At 53.6% G+C, this 1,674-nt stretch carries 1 protein-coding gene; it reads right to left on the bottom strand.

The window, feature by feature from the left end:
• Positions 1 to 32: 32 nt before the first annotated feature.
• Complete coding sequence (locus NX84_RS12865; RefSeq protein ID WP_231913912.1) at positions 33 to 1,253, bottom strand: IS30 family transposase; 1,221 nt, start codon at positions 1,251 to 1,253, stop codon at positions 33 to 35.
• Positions 1,254 to 1,674 lie beyond the last annotated feature (421 nt).

The raw sequence follows: 1,674 nt of genomic DNA on the forward strand, positions 1-1,674 counted from the left end.
GGACGGATTCTAGTGGTCGTGGAAACACGATTTTAGTTTTCGGTGGCATAGCTTAGCAGTTCGGCCATTTTTTCGGCTGGTTTGGCGAAGCCTAGGGTTGCGCGTGGTCTGTCGTTGAGTTGCATGGCAACGAACTCGAGGTCTTCTTTGGTGTGGACGGATAGGTCAGTGCCTTTGGGGAAATACTGGCGCAGAAGTCCGTTGGTGTTTTCGTTACTTCCTCGCTGCCAGGGTGATCCTGGATCACAGAAGTACACCGGACAATCGGTGGCAATGGTAAATGATTTATGGCCGGCCATTTCACTTCCTTGATCCCACGTCAGCGAACCACGCAGGTGTGCTGGTAGCTGTTGGATAGTCTCGACGAGCGCGTTGCGCACTTCTACAGCACCATGCCCGTTGGGCAGATGCAGCAGCATGACGTATCTGGTGCTGCGTTCGACAAGCGTGCCGATAGCTGATTTGTTTCCCTTGCCCAAAATGAGGTCGCCTTCCCAATGTCCTGGAACAGCGCGGTCGTTAACCGTTGCTGGTCGTTCGGAAATCATCACCATGGGGTCGCTAAATCGCTGGCGGGCAATACGCTGGTTGCGTGGCTTTCTCACAGCACGGCCTTGGCGCAGACATGCGGCGATTTCTTTCTTCAACTCGCCTTTAGCTTGGAAGAACAACGACATATAGATAGTTTCAGGACACACCCTCATAGTGTCATCGTCAGGGAAGTCCAGACGCAACCTTCGGGAAATCTGCACCGGTGAATATCGCTTCTTCAACATCGCCCACACCGCATCACGCAATGCTGCATGTGTGTCCAGTTTGCGTGGCTTAGGCCGGAATCTGCGCAGCACGGACTTCCGATGAGCTGCATGCGGCAGATACAACCCCAATTCGTCACGGTTGCGTGTCATTTCCTTGCTTATTGTTCCCGGTGAGCGACCCAAATGCCGGGCAATAGCACGCACGCCTAGGCCTTGACGGTACAAGTCGGCGATAAGTTCACGTTCCTCGACGGATAAATATCGAGGACTAATACGTTTGTCTATCGCGTGCTGTGGGATAACTTCGACGGGCACTGCTTGACGGCCGTCAACATAAGGCAAAACCTGCATAAGTCTTTTATAAAGCTCAGTGTCTGGCCCATCGGGAACAAACGGCACACGCCCGACACCATTGAGCTTGGTTACTCCTTTATCGATGTCCAAAGCCTCGCGCGGATTAATACCGACGGCTTTTGCTGCGTCTTTTCGGCTCATCGCACCAGAACGCAGCATCAAATACTCGCACCGACGCGACGTGGCACTAGCCCGACGGCCATGCGGATTGCGCTGCCACAAGCCAAGCTCAATACCAATGCGGTACACAACGCTAGTTCCTACATTAAGCCGCGTTGAAATATCTGACGGCTTCACACCCTGCTTCCATAGCGCTTCAATGCTTTCTGTAACCGAAGCAGAAGTCGACTTCTGAACGCGCACAGGAAGTTGATACTCACGAGCCAGCCGATACGCAACACTCAAGCTAAGCCCCAGTTCCAACGCCGCACTACGAACACTACGACCGCCTGAAACCAAGAAACACAGCTGCTCCACCACATCCGGCGAAGGCTCCCAACGACTCGACACCACAAACACCACCAATCAAGGCCAGGTGTTTCCACGATCCTTAGAATCCGGG

This window comes from Corynebacterium minutissimum (assembly GCF_000805675.1).
Classification (GTDB): Bacteria; Actinomycetota; Actinomycetes; order Mycobacteriales; family Mycobacteriaceae; genus Corynebacterium; species Corynebacterium minutissimum.